General features: G+C 53.5%; 14 protein-coding genes. 6 read left to right on the top strand and 8 right to left on the bottom strand.

Annotation, left to right across the window (positions count from 1 at the left end):
• Positions 1-7: 7 nt before the first annotated feature.
• From KZZ10_RS02480 to KZZ10_RS02470, 3 genes are read right to left on the bottom strand one after another with little or no spacing between them, the layout of a single operon-like run.
• A complete protein-coding gene (locus tag KZZ10_RS02480) occupies positions 8-1051 on the bottom strand; it encodes a CDP-6-deoxy-delta-3,4-glucoseen reductase (RefSeq protein ID WP_259659922.1) in 1044 nt (347 codons plus the stop codon).
• A 51-nt stretch (positions 1052-1102) separates the two neighbouring features.
• Entirely contained in the window at positions 1103-3415 is a 2313-nt protein-coding gene (gene parC, locus KZZ10_RS02475) for a DNA topoisomerase IV subunit A (RefSeq protein ID WP_259659921.1), read from the bottom strand.
• A complete protein-coding gene (locus KZZ10_RS02470) occupies positions 3416-5410 on the bottom strand; it encodes a DNA topoisomerase IV subunit B (RefSeq protein WP_259659920.1) in 1995 nt (664 codons plus the stop codon).
• 99 nt (positions 5411-5509) lie between these two features.
• Between KZZ10_RS02470 and trxA the strand changes: the two genes are divergently transcribed.
• Together trxA and rho are read left to right on the top strand one after the other, a co-directional pair.
• Entirely contained in the window at positions 5510-5836 is a 327-nt protein-coding gene (gene trxA / locus KZZ10_RS02465; protein ID WP_259659919.1) for a thioredoxin TrxA, read from the top strand.
• 132 nt (positions 5837-5968) lie between these two features.
• Positions 5969-7225: a transcription termination factor Rho gene (gene rho, locus KZZ10_RS02460; RefSeq protein ID WP_259659918.1), complete on the top strand. Its 1257-nt coding sequence runs from the start codon at positions 5969-5971 to the stop codon at positions 7223-7225.
• Here rho and KZZ10_RS02455 read toward each other — a convergent pair whose 3' ends face one another.
• The gene (locus tag KZZ10_RS02455; RefSeq protein ID WP_446001713.1) at positions 7226-10828 is read right to left on the bottom strand and encodes a YhdP family phospholipid transporter; all 3603 of its coding nucleotides are present in this window, start codon (positions 10826-10828) and stop codon (positions 7226-7228) included.
• A 97-nt stretch (positions 10829-10925) separates the two neighbouring features.
• Here KZZ10_RS02455 and glnE point away from each other — a divergent pair, with 97 nt between their 5' ends.
• Both glnE and KZZ10_RS02445 read left to right on the top strand, forming a co-directional pair.
• Positions 10926-13718: a bifunctional [glutamate--ammonia ligase]-adenylyl-L-tyrosine phosphorylase/[glutamate--ammonia-ligase] adenylyltransferase gene (gene glnE / locus KZZ10_RS02450; RefSeq protein ID WP_259659916.1), complete on the top strand. Its 2793-nt coding sequence runs from the start codon at positions 10926-10928 to the stop codon at positions 13716-13718.
• Positions 13719-13757: 39 nt separating this feature from the next.
• Positions 13758-14450 carry an epoxyqueuosine reductase QueH gene (locus tag KZZ10_RS02445; protein ID WP_259659915.1) on the top strand — a complete coding sequence of 231 codons (693 nt, stop codon included), beginning with the start codon at positions 13758-13760 and terminating at the stop codon, positions 14448-14450.
• On the opposite strand, the gene KZZ10_RS02440 is transcribed toward KZZ10_RS02445, so the two are convergent.
• Genes KZZ10_RS02440 through KZZ10_RS02425 form a run of 4 tightly spaced genes read right to left on the bottom strand, consistent with a single transcriptional unit; the run spans position 14428 to position 17940 of the window.
• Positions 14428-15258, bottom strand: a complete 831-nt coding sequence (locus KZZ10_RS02440; protein ID WP_259659914.1) for a ChbG/HpnK family deacetylase — start codon at positions 15256-15258, stop codon at positions 14428-14430. The genes KZZ10_RS02445 and KZZ10_RS02440 overlap by 23 nt on opposite strands.
• Positions 15255-16295: a glycosyltransferase family 2 protein gene (locus tag KZZ10_RS02435; protein ID WP_259659913.1), complete on the bottom strand. Its 1041-nt coding sequence runs from the start codon at positions 16293-16295 to the stop codon at positions 15255-15257. The genes KZZ10_RS02440 and KZZ10_RS02435 overlap by 4 nt, the downstream gene beginning before the upstream one ends.
• Before the next feature lie 6 nt (positions 16296-16301).
• Positions 16302-17207, bottom strand: coding sequence for a DMT family transporter (locus tag KZZ10_RS02430; RefSeq protein ID WP_259659912.1), 906 nt, complete (start codon positions 17205-17207; stop codon positions 16302-16304).
• The gene (locus tag KZZ10_RS02425) at positions 17188-17940 is read right to left on the bottom strand and encodes an aspartate/glutamate racemase family protein (RefSeq protein WP_259659911.1); all 753 of its coding nucleotides are present in this window, start codon (positions 17938-17940) and stop codon (positions 17188-17190) included. The genes KZZ10_RS02430 and KZZ10_RS02425 overlap by 20 nt, the downstream gene beginning before the upstream one ends.
• Before the next feature lie 388 nt (positions 17941-18328).
• Here KZZ10_RS02425 and KZZ10_RS02420 point away from each other — a divergent pair, with 388 nt between their 5' ends.
• Together KZZ10_RS02420 and KZZ10_RS02415 are read left to right on the top strand one after the other, a co-directional pair.
• Positions 18329-19918, top strand: a complete 1590-nt coding sequence (locus KZZ10_RS02420; RefSeq protein WP_375372527.1) for an ABC transporter substrate-binding protein — start codon at positions 18329-18331, stop codon at positions 19916-19918.
• 94 nt (positions 19919-20012) lie between these two features.
• Positions 20013-20966, top strand: coding sequence for an ABC transporter permease (locus KZZ10_RS02415; RefSeq protein WP_259659910.1), 954 nt, complete (start codon positions 20013-20015; stop codon positions 20964-20966).
• The last annotated feature ends 14 nt before the right edge of the window (positions 20967-20980 follow it).

Below are 20980 nucleotides of genomic sequence, written 5' to 3'. Positions count from 1 at the left end.
ATAACGACTATTTTAATGCGGCCAAATCGGCTTCAGAGGTAAACGAGTCGGCAAAGAAGGCATCGTCTGGCAACTTACACTGCGCTACGAATTCCCGACGCGCGGAATCCACCACGATGGGGGCACCGCAGGCATAGACCTGATAGCCAGACAAATCTGGGAAGTCTGCCATGACGGCTTTATGCACAAAGCCTGTGCGGCCGGTCCATGCATCCTCGGGGAGTGCGTCTGATACAACAGGAACGTAGCGAAAATTCGGAATCGTTGCTGCCCAGTTTTGCGCCATGGCATGCATGTAGAGGTCGCCCGGACGTCGTCCACCCCAGTAAAGTGTCACCGGACGCTTAATACCCTGCTCCACCATATGTTCAATGATTGCCTTGATTGGGGCAAAACCAGTGCCACTCGCAACCATCACTATCGGCAAGTCGCTGTCTTCGCGTAAAAAGAAGGAACCCATCGGCCCTTCAATACGCAAAATCTCTCGCTCTTTCATCTGCGTGGCACCCACACCAAACACATGATCTGTAAATAAGCCACCAGGCAAGTGGCGAATGTGCAATTCAAGTGCAGCAGACGCGTGAGGTGGATTAGCCATCGAATAGCTTCTGCGCTTTCCGTCCTTCAGAATCAACTCAACATACTGACCAGCATAAAACTTAAACGTTTCGGTCGCCGGCAATTGAAGCTGCAAGACTGCAACATCAGAGGCTGGACGTGTAATCGAGGTCACGCGTGACGGTAGTTTACGAACCTGGATATCTGAGGCTAGGCGAATCTCGCGCGACTCCACTACTAGATCGCTGGTGGCACGAGCCTGGCACAGCAGTGTGTAGCCCGCTTCGTGCTCCTCTGGGGTCAGGATCACCTCTGCGCTCGGAACAGGCTGGATGGTACCCGAAACAATTTTAGCTTTGCACGTCGAGCATGCGCCGCTTCGGCAACTGTAAGGCAGGAGTATTCCTGCGGCTAACGCCGCGTCCAAAACGGTCTGATCTGCAGTCACCGAAAATTGATGCTGGCTTGGTGCGATAGTGACTTGAAACGTCATGAGTCTTGCTGCCCTAAAAGATTCAGAATTACCTAGCTGTGCATTTTACTTTCAAAGAACAGGCGAAAGCACCGGATTTTTTGACCGAATGTCTAATAACTTACCTTTACGAGCCCGCTTAGAGAGATACTCCCCCAACTGAGTTCCCGAAACGATGTCCTCTACCTGCTTGTTTCTGTAGAGCCCGACCACTCGCATGCCAGCCTTGGACAGCGGAACACATTGCGCAAGCTTATCGGGCGAGTCAATCCCCATCAGGATCGTGCCACGCCCGCCTGAAGCGAGCGTCTTGACCTCGTCGAGGGGAATGACAAGGAGTCGCTGGCGGCTCGACATCAGAGCCAGATTAATCGCCCCGTCAAACACGGGGACCGGGCGGATCAACGCATCCTTATCTTCCAGTGTGATGAACTGCTTGCCCGCACGTTGCCGCGACACCATATCCGCAATTTTTGCGATAAAGCCAAAACCTTGCGCGGTCGAAAATAGAAAACGCGACTCCGCGCTAGCGGCAAGCATATGCTCGATCTGGCTACCTGGCGCCAAATCGATCATGGAGGTGACGGGTGCGCCATCCCCACGGGCAGAGGGCAAACCTGAGACCGCAACGGAATAGGCTCGCCCATTACTTCCTAACGCGATCAATGTATCGGTGCTGCGACACTCAAAGACGCCATAACAATCGTCGCTCGCTTTGAAGTTGAATTGGGACGCATCATGCCCATGACCTTGGCGTGCACGCAACCAACCTTTCTGCGAGACGATCACAGTGACGGGTTCGTCAAGTACGCGCACTTCCATCACGGCGCGTTCAGCAACTTTAATCAGCGTTCGCCGATCGTCCCCATATTGCTTAGCATCTGCCTCGATTTCCTTCACGATGAGACGCTTCAGTGCACTCGGCTGATCAATCAATTCTTTGAGCTTTTCTTGCTCTGCGCGCTTTTCAGAGAGCTCTTGCTCTATCTTTATTCCTTCAAGGCGCGCGAGTTGCCTCAAGCGCATGTCGAGAATGTCATCGGCCTGGCGCTCGGTGAGCTTAAAACGCTTCATTAGCGCAGCGCGTGGCTCGTCAGACTCACGGATTGTCTGGATCACCTCGTCGACATTTAGGTACACCAACATCCGACCTTCAAGCACATGAATCCGGTCGCTGACCTTGTCATACCGATATTGAGTGCGGCGAAGAACCGTGTCAGTGCGAAAGCCTATCCATTCAAGCAGTGCCTGCCGCAAGCCCTTCTGGCGTGGCCTGTGATCCGTGCCAATGCAAACCAAGTTGATCGGCACACTGGTTTCCATGCTCGTTTGTGCAAGCAGGATGTTGACGAATTCGTCGCGATCGATCTTGGAGGTCTTCGGTTCAAAAACCAAACGCACGGCAGCGTCCTTACCCGACTCGTCACGTACAGCATCTAGCAGTGCCAGCATCTGTGACTTGGTCTGCTGCTGCTCTGGCGTGAGACTCTTTTTGCCCGCCTTTACCTTAGGGTTAGTGAGGTCTTCGATCTCTTCAAGGACTCGCTGACAAGAGGCTCCTGGGGGTAACTCGTGGACCACCAATTGCCATTGACCACGCGCCATTTCCTCGAACTGCCACCTTGCCCGCGCCTTGATTGAGCCACGCCCCGACTGATAGATTTGAGCGATTTCGGCTGCAGGGGTAATGATCTGCCCGCCTCCAGCAAAGTCTGGACCTGGAACCATTTCAAACAACGCTTCGTCTGACGTGTTCGGCTGCTTGAGCAACGCCACGCAGGCCTGAGCAATTTCGCGCAAGTTATGCGCAGGGATTTCTGTCGCCATCCCCACGGCAATTCCCGAAGCGCCGTTGAGCAACATGACGGGTAAGCGCGCTGGCAGCATTTGAGGCTCTTGATGGCTGCCGTCATAATTTGGGATGAAGTCAACCGTGCCCTCGTCAAGCTCCTCCAACAACAACCGTGCAAAAGGCGTCAGACGCGCTTCGGTATAGCGCATGGCAGCGGCATTATCTCCATCGCGCGAGCCAAAGTTACCTTGCCCATCAATCAAGGGATAACGCAAAGAGAACCGCTGTGCCATCCGCACCAGTGCATCGTAGGCAGCCTGGTCACCATGAGGGTGATATTTACCAAGCACATCACCCACCACTCTGGCTGACTTGACCGGCTTGGCGCCGGACTGCAGGCCCATGGCCTGCATCGCATAGAGAATCCTGCGTTGGACCGGCTTCTGTCCGTCACCCACATCTGGCAAGGCGCGTCCACGCACCACCGATACGGCATAATCCAAATAGGCTTGCTCGGCGTATAGCCCGAGAGTCAGGGAATCCTCGGCGGGGGAGGAAGGGTCAAACAACCCGGGTTGAGAACCATCATTCATTTAAATATCAACCTCTGCAAGATTACCCTTGTCTTCTAGCCACGTCCGGCGTGCACCGGATTCGCCCTTGCCCATCAACATATCAAACATGCGGGTGGTCGCCTCAGGATCCAGCGATCCATAGCCCACAGGTAACATACGCCGGGTATCCGGATTCATCGTAGTTTCCCAAAGTTGCTCGGGACTCATTTCACCCAGCCCCTTGAAGCGACTGATGTCCCAGGAGCCTTCGCGCACACCTTCTTTACGTAATTTGTCCTGCACTACGTCAAGCTCACCAGCGTCCAGGCAATAGATTTTGCGTGCGGGGCGCTTACCCAAAGATGGCACATCCACGCGGAATAGTGGCGGCCGAGCCACGTGCACATGTCCGAGCTCCACCAAACGCGGAAAGTGGCGATAGAACAGCGTCAACAAAAGTACTTGTATGTGCGAGCCATCCACGTCTGCGTCCGAAAGGATACAAACACGACCGTAACGCAAGCCAGAAAGATCAGGCGAATCGGTTGGGCCATGAGGATCCACACCGATTGCGACAGAGATATCGTGAATTTCGTTGTTGGCAAATAAACGATCGCGATCGACTTCCCAAGCATTTAACACCTTGCCACGTAAGGGCAAGATGGCTTGAAACTCCTTGTCTCGACCCATTTTGGCAGAGCCCCCTGCCGAATCGCCCTCAACCAGAAAGACTTCTGTGCGTGATACGTCGGACGACTCGCAATCAGTCAGCTTGCCGGGTAACACGGCTACACCTGAGCTCTTTCGTTTCTCTACTTTTTGAGCAGAGCGCGCTCGCGCCTGGGCCTGGCGAATCGCTAACTCGGCAAGTTTTTTCCCATACTCAACGTGCGTGTTAAGCCAAAGATCCAGCGAGGTGCGCACAAAACCGCCGACCAGACGAACTGCATCTCGACTATTGAGCCTCTCTTTAATCTGCCCCTGAAACTGTGGGTCTAGCACTTTAGCAGACAGCACAAAACTCGTGCGAGCAAACACATCCTCGGGAAGCAGTTTGACGCCTTTAGGCAACAAGCCGTGCAACTCGGCAAACGACTTCACGGAAGCAAATAACCCTTCGCGCAAGCCGGACTCGTGCGTGCCCCCCGCTGGCGTTGGGATCAGATTGACATACGACTCACGAACGACGTTACCCTCATCAGCCCAAGCCACGACCCACTGTGCACCCTCCCCGTCAGCAAAACTCTCGTGATCCGCTCCCGCGAACTGCTCTCCGCCAAAAAGAGGCACGCGTAGCTCTGTGCCATCGAGGGCCTCAGTTAGATATCCGGCCAAGCCATTTTCATATTGCCAAGTTTTAGTATCGCCCGTCTTTTCATTGGTTAAGCTAACTTTTACACCCGCCATCAAAACGGCCTTGCTGCGCAGCAAATGGGTGAGCTCGTTCAGTGGGATTGTCGCGGAATCAAAGAAACTCGCGTCCGGCCAGGCTCGCACGCGTGTGCCTGATTTTTTGCGCAATAGCTCCGGAGCAAGCTTGAGCGCCTCCACCACAGCACCATCACCGAAGACCATGCGATGGGCACCGCCGTCTCGCCAAATCACAAGCTCTAGCCGTTTCGACAGTGCGTTGGTGACCGAGACACCCACACCATGAAGCCCCCCAGAAAAAGCGTAAGCACCGCCTCCTTTCTTATCGAACTTGCCCCCAGCGTGCAGCCGCGTAAAAACAAGTTCGGCGACTGGGGCCTTCTCCTCGGGGTGCAGCCCAACGGGAATACCGCGACCGTCATCCTCGACGGTCACGCTGCCATCGGTATGAAGGGTGACCTGAATTTGCTTGCCATGACCGGCTAACGCTTCGTCTGCGGCGTTATCAATCACTTCCTGGATGATGTGTAGGGGGTTTTCGGTACGGGTGTACATACCGGGACGCTGGCGCACGGGCTCAAGTCCCTTTAAGACCCGAATGGATGCTTCGTTATACGACTGATTACTCAAGTTATCCCCTACTGCAGTAGAAAAGAGGGTCATTTTACGGAAAATGCCAAAACGAAGACGAGATGTTATGCTTTAATGACAAAACGATGTCCCAGCCTGTGAGCCGGACACGACCAAATTCAAGAGAAAACCATGAGTGAACACATCAAAAACGTGAGCGATGTCAGCTTTGATGCGGACGTGCTTAAATCATCCCAACCCGTGTTGGTAGATTACTGGGCAGCCTGGTGCGGCCCCTGCAAGATGATTGCACCAATGCTAGAAGAAGTATCGGCAGAGTACGCCGGCAAAGTCACAATCGCCAAATTAAATGTGGATGAAAATCCTGAAACTGCAGCCAAGTTTGGCATTCGCGGTATTCCGACACTAATGTTGTTTAAAGACGGCAAGGTCGCAGCGACAAAAGTGGGCGCCTTATCAAAATCACAACTGACCGCATTCCTGAACGACTCGATCTAAATCGCTTCCACGCGCGGGCCCCTTCGAGGCCCGCCACTGACTCTGCTTAGCGCGAGCTGTTCTGCATCAAATACCCTTGAGCTCTTTCATATCCCGCTTCTTGACTGAAGTCACTTTTCTATAAGCACATCAATGCACCTTAACGAATTGAAGGCGCAGCACGTTTCGCAGCTGCTCGAAATGGCCGCAGGCCTGGAAATCGAAAACGCCAACCGGCTCCGCAAACAAGAACTGATGTTTGCCATCATGAAGCGCCGAGCCAAACAAGGCGAGCAAATATTTGGAGACGGCGTTCTAGAAGTCCTACCAGACGGTTTTGGCTTCTTGCGCTCGCCTGACACCTCGTACTTGGCAAGTACAGATGACATCTATATTTCGCCATCCCAAATACGTCGCTTCAACTTACATACTGGCGACTCGATTGAAGGCGAAGTGCGTACCCCCAAAGACGGCGAGCGTTACTTCGCACTCGTCAAGGTCGATAAAGTCAACGGCTTCCCACCCGAGGCGATCAAACATCGCATCATGTTTGAAAACTTGACCCCTCTGCACCCTGACAAAGTAATGGTGCTGGAGCGTGACATCAAGAGTGAAGAGAATTTGACTGGTCGCATCCTCGATGTCTTCGCGCCGATTGGCAAAGGCCAGCGCGGACTGATTGTGGCGAGCCCGAAGTCGGGTAAGACGGTGATGATGCAGCACATTGCACACGCCATCACAACGAACTTCCCAGATGCAGTCATGATCGTTATGCTTGTTGATGAGCGCCCCGAGGAAGTCACGGAAATGCAGCGCACTGTGCGCGGTGAAGTCGTAGCCTCGACCTTTGACGAACCTGCCACGCGTCACGTTCAAGTCGCAGAAATGGTGATTGAGCGAGCCAAACGCCTGGTTGAAATGAAGAAAGATGTTGTGATTCTTCTTGACTCAATTACGCGCCTAGCACGCGCGTACAACACAGTCGTCCCAGCTTCTGGCAAGGTATTGACAGGCGGCGTGGATGCCAACGCGCTACAACGTCCGAAACGTTTCTTTGGTGCTGCACGAAACCTTGAAGAAGGTGGCTCACTCACCATTATCGGTACGGCACTGATCGAAACCGGCAGCCGTATGGACGAGGTCATCTACGAAGAATTCAAAGGAACCGGCAACTCAGAGGTTCACCTCGAGCGCCGTTTGGCCGAAAAACGCGTCTACCCAGCGATCAACCTGAACAAATCGGGAACACGTCGCGAAGAACTGCTCATCAAACCAGAGCTGTTACAAAAAATCTGGGTGTTACGCAAATTTATTCACGACATGGACGAAGTCGAATCCATGGAGTTCATCTTAGATAAGATGCGCTCGACTAAAAACAATGCTGAATTCTTCGATATGATGAAGAGATAATTAGCCGCCTGGCACCGCGGGGGCTGGCGGCAACGCCGGCGCCTCGATTGGCTCTAGGATAGGATCGTCCCAAGGTCCTCTCACCTGATACTGAACGCTCATGGCCTTCTCGATCGGGTTACGCAACACGTATTGGGTTAACAAGGCGCTAAGCCCCGCTAGCGGATTGACGACAAACGCGGTGGCCACGGCAGTACCGCTTAAATCGAAGCGTGGCTTGACGTCAGCCTGCATATCCCAAACTTTCTTGTCCAAGTCTGACCCACCGGTCAAGGCGACCGAAGCAACTGGGCTGCGGACAACCAGGTCTTGAGACTTAACGACTCCAGCCTCAATCAGCAGGTTCCCATCGATCGTATTCCAAGGAAAACCGTCCTTAAACTCATCTCCTACTCGGAAATTCAAACTCAACAGTCGCTGTAGGGACTGAAGGGAAAGTAACTCTAACAGTCGAGCGCTTCGCGATGTCACATGAGCAAAGACACCGTCTTTGAGTGAAATACTCACCTTGCCGTTCAAGCCACCATAGCGATACACCCAGGGAAAATCGCCCCAATCAACGCGCCCAGCTAGCGTTCCTTGTCCACCCTTAACTCGATCGGGGTAACCCATCATGTCGGATAACTTTCCAAGGTCTACGATATCAACCTTCGCGTCAAGGATCACTCCGCGGTTGGGACCACTCAGGCGCCAATCCCCCTTCGCCGATAACGTGGCATAGGGATTTTTTATTTCTAGGTTCTCAACTTTCCAATCTTCACCACGACGCACCGTAGCGCCAACGAGTCGCAGTGTTCCCAGCCGACTGCCAAACAAAGTGAAGTCATCTATCGTCAGGTCTACCGCAGGCATCTCGGACCATTGCTTCTCGTCGATCATGTCCGTCTTGGGAGGCTCCCCTTGCTTAGTACTCGCAGAACCTAGTGCAAGTTTCGAGAAGCGCGCATACGCGCGACCAGAGACCGCACCTTGCGCCTCCTGCCAAGAGGCAAAGCCCTCAGTCTCCTCAGACTTTAACTGCGCGCTCCACTTATTCCTGTCTTGTTTATTTGCAGCAAGCGACAAGTTCGTCAAGCGCATTTCACCCCAAAGGAATTGGTTCGCAGTTAGCTTGAACTGTTGAAACATAGGAACAATGTTGGCGCTCGGTCTGCTGAAAGTCGACTCGCCGAGATTCTCCGAAAATACCCTCCAGTCCTCCCAGTCGATCCGATCTAATTTAAGATCGACGACCAAGCCCGACGTCGGCAAAATCGCTTTGGCACCTGTTGCGAACGCAGCTCGGTTAAAAAACGTCGTGGAACGCGCTCCGGCTGCACGCTCGAACCTGCCGCTTAGAATATCGCCAAAAGATACGCTCAGCGCATGCTCTACACCTTTCTGCGCAGGCGTGTGTGTCCACCGCGCAGACAATCCAAGCCGCTGTGTGGCGCCTTTACCAAGTGGAGCTGGCAACTTAATCGCAATCCCCTCTAAAGAGGACGTGAGCTGCGCATCGAACCCTGACCTAGGCAGGGGCTTAATCGAGCCCGCATATTTTGTCTTGCCAGTAAACACTGTCAGGGTCTTGGCTGAACTGAGTTTGCGCACCCCGTCTGCCGTCAAATCGCCCTCGAAACTCAGACCCGATTGCGCGCGACCCCAGCCCCCAGTGAGACGCACCGCACCACCTAAAAACTGGGCTCTAAGCGCCTCAATATTGAAACTCTCATCAGTGAAAGCTATGCTGCCTTGGACCGCGTCTAAACGAAAATCATCGGAGTAACTCACGACGTTCTCACGGAGTTGGACTGCGCCCTGCACGAATGTTGGTTGCTGTTCAATTAAATCCACCTTCATGGAAAAAGGAACAACAATAGAGCCGCTCACTTTTATTGCATCAAGAGCACCAAGCATGTCCTTAGCCAAAGGCGTCCCACGCAGCACGCGCAAATAGTCCTCGGCTAAATTCTGGGTTTGTGCTTGAACAGTCAATAAAAGTGATGATTCAAGGTCTGGAACCGAGGCGGCAAGGTTTTGAACAGCAATGCGTCCCCCGTGCGCATCAAATAGTGCGGCACGGCTGCTACGCACATCTAACGATAGCTTGTCTAGTGTGACCGCGCCTTGCTCAAGAATCAAAGCGGGCCAGCCTAATTTTCCAGAATTTTCGACGTCATAATCAATCACGAGATCCTGAACAGAACCCTGAATCTTGAACACACCGGCCTGACCAGGGCGGTTAAATGGGAAGTGCGTAAGGTCGCCCTGCACTCGCACACTAGCCTGGGTCAGGCTACCGAGCTTAAGAGCGTCACGCAACCATTTCCTTGACTCGGTGTCCACGGCAGTGGTCACGTATTGGTGCAAGTTTGCAACGGGTAGATTGGTCAGCGTTCCATTTAAATCCAGCAATCCGGCCTCGGAGTCGCCGCCTGGACTCCAAGTGCCCGTCAACAGGATATCGGAACCTGCAGTTTTGACGCCTAGTTGCTTGGCCGTAACCAATAGAACGCCCTCTGTATTGCGGACAAGCTGTCCCTGGAACGCGAGGTCATCAACAGTTAAGCGATCTGGCTCAAATAGCCCTCCTTGTAAATGTATGGTCTTACCCGAGGCAGAAATTGTCAGTCCAGAACGATCGGGAGAGCGAGAAAAGATAGGCCACGTGTCACCGATAAACACATCTCCTGGAAACCCAGCGACACGCATCTTCAGTTGATCTAATTGCAAGCCTGTTTGCGTAGGCTCAGGGATCAACATGCTGATGGAGGAGCCTGCAAGCTCAACCGTTGCATTTGTCAGATGCCCCGCACTCACATCGCTCCAAAGTCTCGCGTGAATACGCCCCTCTATTTTTGGTAAATCTAGCCAAGGTGCCCACGCGCTCGGTTGAAAATCATCTAACTCAAAAAAAAGTGTTGCTTGCCCTGCTTCATGCGAGGCCAACGGGTTCAATTTATTTTGCGTTTTGGCAAGAAATTCAATTCGAGTACCAAGAGACGCTGGCAGCGAGGCACGGATGCGCAACTGATGCGAAAATAGGCTGTTGACAATGTCAACGTCTATGCCGTGCAACTCGAGCGGGGGAGCCTCACGCAGGCGGTCATGCCAAACCAGTTGCGCGTCACGCAACTGAATATGACCTTGATCCAGCAGCCACCTCACCGCCAAGGCTTCTGCATCAAGTTGAACATGTTGAGAGGGCAATTCGCTCAGCGTCTGGCCCGCTATAACGATAGAGCCATCCGTGCGCCGCTCCGCGGAGAGTTCGAAGCCGTTGATCTCCAACTGCTTTAGGCGCAGATCCCAAACAAACAAACTACGCCAGCCAATCACAGCAAACGCATCAGGTACGCGTAAAAACTCCTCACCTTGGGGACTAACCAGCCGCAGGTTCTGCACAGCCAAAGTAGGATTTAGTCCTGACCAACTTGCCGAAATTTGATCTATCGTGACCTTTGCATCCAAGGCGACAGATAAACGCTGTTCGATCTGGGGACGCCAATCGTTGGCATGGGGTACAACCCAAAACCGAACGACCAGCATGCCCAACGCCGCTAGGCCATAAGCGAGCAGCATGGCTATTACCAGTATTCGTAGGGTATTTTTGATAATTCGCAAAACTATTTACAAGCCAAAATTTCGTCCACAACGTTCTGTGCGGTATTGTGCAAACTTATAACCCAAACTAAAGAAGCTGTCCTAACGTAAATTCAGAATGACCCAATCTCTGATCTCTCACTCCCTTCCCTGGTCTGGAGTCCTGCGCCGTCTGACTCAAGCAAAACCCGATTTTGCAGAATGGTTGGAGCAGTCTTGCCAAGAGCCAATTACCGCCGCGCGCATTGAGACGTGGTTCGCCGAACTCCGGGGATTAGGCGCCGAGGGCGTTGCAATGGACCCGACGACTTGCCGCAAAGTACTCAGGCAACTGCGTCAACGCACTTTTTATCTCGCCATGATCAGAGACTTGGGTGGATTAGCCCCGATCGACGAAGTGGTCACTGCCATGACAAAGCTAGCCGATTGGTCCGTCGAGCAGGCATACCTGACTGTTATGTCAGATCTGGTGGCTGCACATGGGATTCCCCGTGACCTGGCTACAGGGCTTCCACAAGAAATGCTCATCATCGGAATGGGAAAGCTCGGGGGCTGTGAACTAAACGTATCGTCAGACATTGACCTTGTGATGTTGTATGGCGACGAAGGGGAAACAGACGGTCCACGAGAGATCAGTTATCACGAATTCTATAGTCGATTGACGCAACGAATGATGCCCATTCTTTCCGAAATGGACGCAGATGGCCAAGTATTTCGGACAGATTTGAGGTTACGACCCGATGGCGACTCTGGTCCGCTTGCCTGGAGCCTAGACGCGTTTGAGCAGTATCTCTTCACACAGGGCCGTGAATGGGAGCGCTATGCATGGCTCAAAGCAAGGCCGATGCCAGCCCGTGCGTTCACAGATAGTGACTCAAAACTTAATGTGCAGCACTTAGAAAGTATGCGCATCCCGTTTGTCTATCGAAAATACTTTGACTTTGATGCGCTAGCAGCACTGCGGTCGCTACGAGAACGTATTCGTCAAGACTGGCAACGCAAAGCGTTGGCGCGTCCAGGCGTGGACTCACGTCTTAATATCAAGCTCGGCGAAGGCGGTATTCGCGAAATCGAGTTTGTCGTTCAGCTCTCGCAGTTGATTCGTGGAGGCAAAATGCCGGCCCTTCAACAACGGGGCCTACTCGATGCACTACAAGCGCAGCGCCGCGCAGGCATTTTGCCTGCCTTGACCGTGAAACATCTCGCGGAAGCTTATGTGTTTTTAAGACGCACCGAGCATGCATTGCAATACGCTGAAGATGCTCAAACTCACCTTCTCCCAAGCGATCCCTCACGTATGGCGGAACTGGCACACGCCATGCGCATGTCGCTGCCTGAGTTCACCCAAACGTTGGAGCAACATCGCGAGTTTGTGGCGTACACATTCCGAGATGCGTTTCGACTCGCTGGCCTCAGCGACGAACCTGCGCCACCCAAGAAAACAACGGCGATGTCCTCGTCAGAAATCGGAGATTCCGGTACTACCCTGTCGGCATTGGAAAGGAGCTTATCCCACTTCGGTGAGGATGCAAGCGCCCTCACCAAACGGGTGGAGGCCTTTCTAGATGGCAGCAGGGTCCGCTCGGCTTCTGCCTCCAGCAAAGCGCGAATCGACACCCTCTTACCGAGCGCCCTGGACGCTGCCAATCAAACAGCGCAACCCATGACGGCAGCTTTGCGTATGCTCGACTTGATCGAACAGGTCACGCAACGCAGCGCCTACCTGGCCTTACTTGCCGAATACCCTGAGACCCTTGCACGTATCGCCAGAATGATGGCCGCCAGTCCGTGGGCTGCGCAATATCTCATACAAAATCCTGTCGTCCTTGATAGCTTGATTGCATGGCACACGTTGATGACCCCCATCAACTATGAGCAAGCGGGTCAGGCGATGCGCACGGATCTTGACGCATGTGTTTTGCCGGATGGCTCGCCTGATGTTGAGCAGCAGATGAACCTGATGCGAGACATGCAACGGCAACTCAGTTTTCAGCTGCTCGCGCAAGATCTTGAGGGTGCTCTCTCGGTTGAGAGCCTAGCAGACCAACTATCCGCCTTGGCCGACATGCTTCTGGATGAGACTCTGGCGCGTGTCTGGCCCTTGGTGTGCAAACCCCAGGAGGGCCAGGCCTGCCCAAGCCTGCGTTTGGCCATCATCGCCTACGGAAGGCTCGGCGGCAAAGAGCTGGGATACTCCTCGGATTTAGATCTCGTCTATTTATACGATGATCCTCGGGAGGATGCTGCAGAAGTCTATGCCAAGCTCGCACGGCGGATGACCTCCTGGCTATCAACAATGACCTCTTCCGGGCGCCTTTATGATGTGGATCTGCGTCTACGTCCTGACGGCGATGCGGGGCTATTGGCCGTATCCGTTGAAGCGTTTCGCAAGTATCAGCTAGAACACGCTTGGCCTTGGGAACATCAAGCCCTCACACGGGCCCGCTATGCGGCCGGCAATCGTGCCGTTGGGGACGCCTTCGAAGCAATTCGCCAAGAAGTCTTGGCGGCCTCGCGTGATCCTGTTGCATTAATCGCAGAGGTGCGAAAAATGCGTGAAAAAATGACCTCTGGCCACCCGAACCCAAGCCCTGATTTTGATCTAAAGCACGATGCCGGGGGTATGGTCGACTTAGAATTTGTTACGCAGTACTTGGTTTTAACGCAGAGTAAAAATCATCCGGAGTTGATCAGCAATCTAGGCAATATCGCTTTACTGCGGCTTGCTGCCGACGCAGGCCTGCTAGACCAAGATCTCGCGGCTCGCGCAGCCGACGCCTACCGGGATTTGCGTAGAAGGCAGCACGAGGTTCGCCTTCAGGGCGCAGACCGTGCGCGCGTACCCTCCTCAGAGCTCAAAGAAGCGCGAGCGGCTGTCCGAGAACTATGGGAGGCGGTTTTGGGCGAATAACGATTAAACTCATCTTCTTTATTCCCGCCAGATTTCATCGTGAAAGATACCCTGCGTCCCTCCTTAACCCTGCCTGAGGGTAAATCCAAGGTTTTATTGCACTCCTGCTGCGCCCCCTGCTCAGGAGAGGTGATGGAGGCCATGCTTGTAGCGGGTATTCAGTACGATATTTTCTTTTACAACCCAAATATTCATCCGGTAAGAGAATACGAGATTCGAAAAAACGAAAATATTCGATTTGCCGAAAAGAATGGTATCGGCTTTATTGATGCCGACTACGACGTCGACAATTGGTTCGACCGCATCAAGGGCTTAGAAAATGAGCCGGAAAGAGGCGAACGCTGCACCAAGTGCTTTGATATGCGCTTCGAACGAACGGCGTTATACGCTTACGAGCACGGCTACGACACTATCACCAGCTCCTTGGGAATTTCCCGCTGGAAAGACATGCAACAGATCAACGGTTGCGGTGAAAGAGCGGCCGCGCGCTACGACGCACTTACATATTGGACCTACAACTGGCGCAAACATGGCGGGTCTGCCCGCATGATTGAAATAAGCAAACGCGAAGAGTTCTATCAACAAGAATACTGCGGCTGTGTGTACTCATTGCGCGACACCAATCGGCATCGCCGAGCACAAGGGCGCGAGCGCATTGCTCTAGGCGTTAAATTCTATGGTCGAGAGGAGATTCAAGCGCTCTCAGAACCTAGACCTGAGACGTCCGAGTAGAAAGTCGCGCTACACGCAAATTAAAGCGCTCTAGTAGCTCTGAAAAACCATCGCTTGCGAGCACCTGGAATTCACGCCGGCGGTCCTGACCGAAGGCTAGCCTAGGGCTTGCGCTAATTGCGGGATGCGTCATCAATACAGTCCAAGCGCGCACATTGAGCAACCATTGCTCTAACATCCAAGCGTAATCTGGGTGAGCACGCGAAAAATCATAGGCGCCAACAAATCCATTGTTTTGCTCCGCGCCAAGATCTCGAGCTAGAACGGAAAATGCGCGGGCGCCGAGCGCTCCGATCACATGGGCTTTTATGCGCTGCATCAACGGCAGCGCGGACGCGAGGTGCGTTGGGCGTGTGTCGCGTAACCACGGTAGGCGAGCACCGTACCGCACGCGCAAGGCGCTTACAAGTTCTTCTCGGATCACGGGCAACTGATGCACGTGCAGATGTCCATCGACAAAATCAGGCGCACGTCCTAAGTGGTCATGAAACAGGTCCAACTGCTGCTCAATCTGTTGACGGACGGTCGTGGCGGCGAGGCGTCTTGCGTAAGCGAGCGCCATGAGCGAGCTCAGGGGACGGTAGGCGCCGGGTGGTCCAACATCTTCCGTGAAATTCAAGTGCAAACCCACGTCGATGGGTAAAGCCTTTAGTGCTGGGGCAGAATGCACGAAACCTGTCGCGGTAACAAGGCAACCGGTCGCGCTAAGACGTCTGCGCGCTGCCAAGGCAACAATCGCTTCATCGACTCCAGGTTCTAGCCCATAGTCATCAGCACACACCACGATCGGTGTCGTGTTGTCGCTCATTCGCGCGGTAGGACGCGGCCATGCTCTGCGCCCTGCGTATAAGGTCGGCCCTGCGTTTGGCGCACGAGATACAGCGGACGCCCTTTGACCTCGTCAAAAATCCCAGCAATGTATTCGCCTACGATTCCAAGAGAGATCAAATTGATACCAGAGAAAAACAAGAGAATTGTGACAATCGTGGGCCACCCATCCACTGGGTTGGCGAACAACAAGTACTCGATCACAATGTACAGCCCATACGTAAATGAGCACATTGAAACGAGGAAGCCAAACAAGCTAACCGCGCGCAACGGCCAAGTCGTAAATGCCGTCAGCCCTGTGAGCGCCAAACGCAATAACTTCAAGATACCGAAGCGAGACTCCCCATATTGACGAGCGTCCGGCACATACTCGATGGGCTCAGAATTAAACCCGACCCAAGCATACAAACCCTTCATGAATCGATTGCGCTCCGGCAAGCGCAAGAGAGCGTCGACAACGCTGCGATCCATAAGCCGAAAATCACCTGCGTGTGGAGGCACACGAACGCCACGGGCACCTTTTAGTAGCGAATAAAACACACGCGTACCCAAACGCTTGGTAAAGCTTTCATCGTCTCGATTTGCACGCACAGCGTAGACCATATCCACACCGACAGCCCAACGCTCGATCATCTTGGACAACAACTCGGGCGGGTGTTGTAAGTCTGCATCCAGAATGACGACCACATCGCCGATCGCCGCTTCAATACCAGCGGTAATTGCCGGCTCCTTCCCGAAATTACGAGAGAGCTGAACGTAGCGGAAACCAGGATTTGCAGTCCAAGACCCCATCAATTGCGAAGTATTGTCGCGGCTTCCATCATCAACGACGACAATTTCCCAGCTGGCGCCCGTCTGCGCCAATACAGACTGCAAACGTGGCAACAAAACACCTAAGTTCGTCGCTTCGTTAAAGGCCGGTACGACGCAACTAATCGTGGCGGACATGACATCACGCACCCGTAGCTCTCTGGGCACAGCGGACAAGGAAGAAACAGACTGATCGTTTGAGTTCATAGAGATCTAGTGTTTTGCGCGATGCACCGCCAAACTGGCACTAAAGATTGCGCCTACCATCATAACCGCTCCAACCAAGGTCCGCGCGCTCGGAACCTCGGCGAATAGAATCCACGCGAATCCAATCGCGTAGAGAGGTTCGGACGCGACAACCAGACCAGCCGTGCGTGCAGGCAAACACCGCAGGCTTGAAACGAAGAGTAAGTGGGCAACCCCAGTGCAAATGACTCCGAGTGCCGCGATCAGATACCAGTCATTTACAGAGACCGTACGCAGCTCGGAAAAGACCCAAGGGGTAAGCAAGACGCAAACGACGACATTCTGCAAGCCCGCGACGTGAAACGCATTCACCCCCGAGAGCACGCGGCGATTCATCACCGCCAACACACCAAAGGAAGCGCCTGACAGCAACCCCCACAACAAGCCTTCCGTTGCAATATCGTGCAAGTCAAAAGATGGGGTAATTAAGAGCAAGCCCAACGACACAACAAAAAGTCGCACCCACTCTACACGCTGAATACGCTCTCTGAGTATGCCCCATTCAATTAATGTAATGAAGGCAGGAAAGCTCGCAAAGCCTAGGGTTGCGACCGCAATACCGCCCAGTTTCACGGATATAAAAAAACTTACCCAATGCAAGGCGAGCATTGCGCCAGAACCAAACAAAGCCCAACCATGCGCCTGTGCAAATACCTGTTTGAACCCACGCTCTCCTAGCGCACCACCCACCAGCACCAACGTCAGCACCGCGAAGACGGCACGCCCCCACGTGATCACGGCGGCGTTGGCCTCAATGACGGCACCAAAAATTCCGGTGGCGCCAAACAGCACTGCAACAACATGAATCGCAACGAGAGACTGAGGCCGAGTAAGCAAAGAGTTGTCTCGATACTCAGCGTTTAGGCCAGCCAAACGGCGACGCCCAGCCGGTGTAAACCTTAGGCAATGGGGTCGCATAATCTCCGTGCTTGCTGGTCCCCAAGCCCAACGCTGCTAAGGCCTCGGCAAACTTTACCGCAACGGCCACACCGTCAATCACAGGAACGCCCAAGCGCTCTGTCAGCGTTTGGCACAAGGTTGTCATTCCAGCACATCCTAGAACGATCGCTCCACTGCGATCGCGACTGAGCGCTTCACGCGCAGTCTGCTCGATTTGATCGATCACCGTGCTACCCGCGTCCTCGAGATCCAGCACTGCGATATCCGTGCCGTGAACGCCTCGACACTGATGCTCAAACCCATAGCGTTGCACCAAGCGTTCGGCAATGATGCAGGTGCGCGTCATCGTGGTGACCACCGAAAAACCCGTAGCAAGCATACTGGCGGCATGAAACCCAGCTTCCGCGATCCCAAGCACCGGGGCCCGCGTGATTTCTCGCGCGGCTTCCAAGCCAGGATCCCCAAAGCACGCAATCACCACGGCATCTGGAGCAGGATTGGCCCCGCTCTCTTGCGCCAGACGAAGCTGTTCAGCCACGCCTGCTGCGGCAAACGCCTCGTCATAGTGCCCCTCAATTGAGAGTGGCCCAAAACTCGGTTGCACCGCAACAATCTCCGTCGTGGGCGCGGCAACTGCTTTGGCGCCCTGGGCAATAGCATGGGTCATTGGTGACGAGGTATTAGGGTTTATGAGAAGTAGTTTCATAGTCATGGATTGGTTTAACTTAGAGGGTGGAACTGCGTGCACCAGTATGGATATAAATGCATCAAAATGGATCGGCTGCACCAAAATAGTTCAGGCCTACCCACCTTGAGGCAACCTTTTACTCGATTCGCTAGAACCTTTTGTTAGGACGCTTTGAGACCCGACCGAACTAAGTTCGGTTTGGCACGATTATTGCTTGTTTCATAAGGCAAGGCACTTTGAACTGACATATTTTAGGTTTGTTTTTTTGTTGCACAACATGTTTACATTTAACCGCGTCAATCGTACTTCTGGAGAACTCATGAAACAACAGGCGTTGATATCCCGTTTAATGGGCAAGCCTTTAGGGCTTACCGTCCTCACCGCCGCACTCGCGGTTGCCTCTGCGATGCCCGCCTCGGCTCAAGAAAAAGTCTTGCGTATTGGCATGACTGCAGCCGACATTCCGCGTACGCTTGGTCAGCCTGACCAAGGCTTTGAAGGAAACCGGTTTACCGGTATTCCAATGTACGACGCCCTCACACAATGGGACCTCTCCAAATCAGACGTCCCCAGCGTAGTCATCCCAGGCCTGGCTACTTCGTGGGCAGTGGACGCAAACGACAAAACAAAGTGGGTTTTTAAACTGCGTCCAGGCGTTAAGTTTCACGACGGCTCACCCGTCAACGCGGACGCTATCGTTTGGAACGTACAAAAGGTTCTTGATAAAGACGCCCTACACTTTGATGCCTCACAAGTCGGTGTGACTGCCTCACGTATGCCAACGCTGCGTAGCGCGAAGAAAATTGATGACATGACAGTCGAACTCACCACGAGCGAGCCAGACGCCTTTTTGCCGATCAACTTGACCAACCTGTTCATCGCGTCACCAGCACATTGGAATGCCAAGCTCAAGGCGGTCCCTGCCTCGGTAGCCGCTCCAGCTGAGCGCGCCAAACAAGCCTGGGCAGCCTTCGCTGCCGATGCGTCGGGTAGCGGTCCTTTCAAGATGGCGCGTTTTGTTCCACGTGAGCGTCTGGAAATGGTTGCGAACAAAGACTACTGGGATGCCAAGCGCAAGACACAGATTGACCGCGTAGTATTGCTGCCAATCCCTGAGGCGAATGCACGTACAGCAGCATTGCTCTCTGGTCAGGTTGACTGGATTGAGGCACCCGCACCGGACGCCCTGCCCCAGATCAAACAGCGTGGCTTCAACATTTACAGCAACCCACAGCCGCACGTCTGGCCTTGGCAGTTGTCTTTCGCCGAAGGTTCACCATGGCTTGACAAGCGCGTACGGCACGCGGCGAACCTATGTGTGGATCGTGAGGGCTTGAAAACATTGCTCGGTGGCCTGATGGGCATTCCAAAAGGCACAATGGCTCCAGGACACCCTTGGTTCGGCACGCCATCGTTTGACATCAAGTATGACGTTGCAGGCTCGCAAAAGCTGATGACAGAAGCTGGCTTCTCTGCAGCCAAGCCATTGAAAGTCAAGATCCAGATCTCGGCTTCGGGTTCGGGCCAAATGCAGCCTCTGCCAATGAACGAATTCGTTCAGCAGTCGCTCAAGAAGTGCTTCTTTGACGTTCAGTTCGACGTGATCGAGTGGAACACGCTCTTCACCAACTGGCGCAAGGGTGCAAAAGATCCTTCGGCCAATGGCGCTAGTGCAACGAACGTCAGCTTCTCGTCGATGGATCCCTTCTTCGGTATGGTGCGTTTCAGCAGCAAGGGTACCTTCCCACCCGTGTCGAACAACTGGGGCTACTATGCCAGCCCAGAAGTTGAAGCCTTGGTAACAACGGCTCGCACAACGTTTGACGACAAAGCACGTGACGCAGCTTTGGCTAAGCTGCACACGCGCATTGTTGAAGACGCACCGTTCGTCTGGATTGCACATGACGTGGGTCCACGCGCCATGAACAAGAAAGTGACAGGTGTTGTACAACCACAAAACTGGTTTATTGACATTGCCACAATGAAAGTGCAGTAAGCTAGACGAAGCACGCCGCGCCAGTAGGTGCGGCGTGCTTTTTTGTTGTTTACGTATAACTATTCCGATTCAATTTTATTGAGACACACCTCTAATGCTTAGCTTTTTACTGAGGCGTCTGATTTACACCTTGCCAATCATGCTTGGTGTCGCGCTTGTCTGTTTTTCCTTGGTGCACCTCGCACCGGGCGACCCCTTGATGGCGATTCTCCCACCCGATGCCTCGCAAGATTTGCGCGATCGGCTCATGGAGCTTTACGGATTTAACCGCTCATATCCAGAGCAATTCCTTTCCTGGGTCTGGCGTGCACTACAAGGCGATCTGGGTACCTCAATCGCCTCGAGCAGACCAGTGACAGACGAAGTTCTGAAAGCCGTCGTCAACACACTGCGACTCGCCGTTTTCGCGACTCTCATCGGATTCGTATTTGGATCCCTCTTTGGTTTTGTTGCGGGCTACTTTCAAAATTCCTGGATCGACAAAGCCGCCTCATTAACTTCAGTATTAGGCGTGAGCGTGCCGCACTACTGGCTGGGGATGGTGTTTGTGATTATCTTCAGCTCAACGCTGATGTGGTTACCGCCTAGTGGCGCGGGTCCTGGTGGTTCTGCAGACTGGGTCTGGAACCTGGAGCATATGAAGCATCTGATCCTACCGGCAGTGACCATGAGTGTGATTCCGATGGGGATTATTGCCCGGACCGTGCGAGCACTCGTCGCCGATATCCTAGCGCAAGAATTCATTGTGGGGCTGCGCGCCAAGGGCTTAACCAACGTTGGCATCTTTATTCACGTCGTCAAGAACGCGGCCCCGACTGCTCTGGCTGTGATGGGCTTACAACTTGGCTATTTGCTTGGCGGATCGATTCTGATTGAAACGGTCTTCTCTTGGCCTGGCACAGGCTTTTTGTTGAACTCGGCGATTTTTCAACGCGACCTCCCTCTGCTCCAAGGGACTATTCTCGTACTCGCTATGTTTTTCGTTGTTCTGAATATGATTGTTGACATCATTCAGACCCTGCTCGATCCTCGTATCGCGCGTAGCTAATGGAACAGGGAATC

The organism is Zwartia hollandica (assembly GCF_019923725.1).
In the GTDB taxonomy this organism is placed as follows: Bacteria; Pseudomonadota; Gammaproteobacteria; order Burkholderiales; family Burkholderiaceae_B; genus Zwartia; species Zwartia hollandica.
This window is presented reverse-complemented; position numbering and strand designations above follow the sequence as displayed.

Bases quoted from the DNA above. Each gene is read 5' to 3' on its own strand.
- KZZ10_RS02440 (WP_259659914.1), bottom strand. From the start codon at position 15,258: ATGAGCGACAACACGACACCGATCGTGGTGTGTGCTGATGACTATGGG.
- glnE (WP_259659916.1), top strand. From the start codon at position 10,926: ATGACCCAATCTCTGATCTCTCACTCCCTTCCCTGGTCTGGAGTCCTG.
- KZZ10_RS02470 (WP_259659920.1), bottom strand. From the start codon at position 5,410: ATGACCCTCTTTTCTACTGCAGTAGGGGATAACTTGAGTAATCAGTCG.
- KZZ10_RS02415 (WP_259659910.1), top strand. From the start codon at position 20,013: ATGCTTAGCTTTTTACTGAGGCGTCTGATTTACACCTTGCCAATCATG.
- trxA (WP_259659919.1), top strand. From the start codon at position 5,510: ATGAGTGAACACATCAAAAACGTGAGCGATGTCAGCTTTGATGCGGAC.
- KZZ10_RS02480 (WP_259659922.1), bottom strand. From the start codon at position 1,051: ATGACGTTTCAAGTCACTATCGCACCAAGCCAGCATCAATTTTCGGTG.
- KZZ10_RS02435 (WP_259659913.1), bottom strand. From the start codon at position 16,295: ATGAACTCAAACGATCAGTCTGTTTCTTCCTTGTCCGCTGTGCCCAGA.
- KZZ10_RS02420 (WP_375372527.1), top strand. From the start codon at position 18,329: ATGCCCGCCTCGGCTCAAGAAAAAGTCTTGCGTATTGGCATGACTGCA.
- rho (WP_259659918.1), top strand. From the start codon at position 5,969: ATGCACCTTAACGAATTGAAGGCGCAGCACGTTTCGCAGCTGCTCGAA.
- parC (WP_259659921.1), bottom strand. From the start codon at position 3,415: ATGAATGATGGTTCTCAACCCGGGTTGTTTGACCCTTCCTCCCCCGCC.
- KZZ10_RS02425 (WP_259659911.1), bottom strand. From the start codon at position 17,940: ATGAAACTACTTCTCATAAACCCTAATACCTCGTCACCAATGACCCAT.